Origin of the sequence: Kitasatospora sp. MY 5-36, from assembly GCF_001182915.1 — a bacterium.
In the GTDB taxonomy this organism is placed as follows: domain Bacteria; phylum Actinomycetota; class Actinomycetes; order Streptomycetales; family Streptomycetaceae; genus Kitasatospora.
The window spans coordinates 1-928 of record NZ_LFVW01001018.1 but is presented as its reverse complement, the minus strand read 5'-3'; the positions used below and the strand labels follow the sequence as shown (position 1 = coordinate 928).

At 73.3% G+C, this 928-nt stretch carries 1 protein-coding gene and 1 pseudogene; both read left to right on the top strand.

All coding sequences use genetic code 11. The features are described from left to right. The coding region (locus AE652_RS39615; protein WP_199823221.1) for a cbb3-type cytochrome c oxidase subunit I at positions 1-559 on the top strand (559 nt) is incomplete at its 5' end. 117 nt (positions 560-676) lie between these two features. Continuing rightward, positions 677-928 (top strand): annotated as a pseudogene (locus AE652_RS39610) (hypothetical protein); the annotation flags it as partial.

Here is a 928-nt window from a genome sequence, read left to right as displayed (position 1 = left end):
CTTCCACTTCTGGTGGCCGAAGATGACCGGCAAGAAGCTCGACGAGCGGCTCGGCCGGATCACCTTCTGGACCCTGACCGTCGGCTTCCACGCGACCTTCCTGGTCCAGCACTGGCTGGGCGCCCAGGGCATGCCGCGCCGCTACGCCGACTACCTGGCCTCGGACGGCTTCACCACCCTGAACACCGTCTCGACCATCGGCTCTTTCGTGCTCGGCCTGTCGATCCTGCCGTTCCTCTACAACGTCTGGAAGACCGCCAAGTACGGCGAGAAGGTCACCGTGGACGACCCGTGGGGCTTCGGCCGCTCGCTGGAGTGGGCGACCTCCTGCCCGCCGCCGCGGCACAACTTCGTCAAGCTGCCGCGGATCCGCTCCGAATCCCCGGCCTTCGACCTCCACCACCCGGACATCGCGGCCCGGGACGTCCTGGAGCACAGCGGCAAGCCCGCCACGCACCTGGGCGACGTGGAGCCGGCGAAGTACGACCGGCCGCTGAGCCGGGCCGACCGGGCGCGGGTGGCGTCCGCCTCCACCGACTCGCCCTCCTCGGACGGCTGAGTCCGCTCCCCCCGAACGCCGTCCCCGCCCGCGTCGCTGCCCCCGGGCGGGCGGGGACAGCCCCGTCCGCTCCGCTCCTCACCCTCCTCACCCCTTCGTGACCAGGAAGGCCGGGTCGTGAACCACACCGTTCTCGCCATCGGCACCGCCGCCCTCACCGCGAGCGGCTGTGTCTGGTACCTGCCCGCCATCGCCGACCTCCAGGCCGGCGCCGACCGGCCCCGCTCCACCCGTACGGCCGCCGCGGCCTGCGTGCTCTGGTGGGCCGGGCTCGCGCTCGCGGGCGGGCTGCTGCTCGTCCTGTCGGACTGGCGGCCCGCCGCCCAGATCGCGCTCGCCGGACTGGTGGGCGGCGCGGCGCTGCGGGTG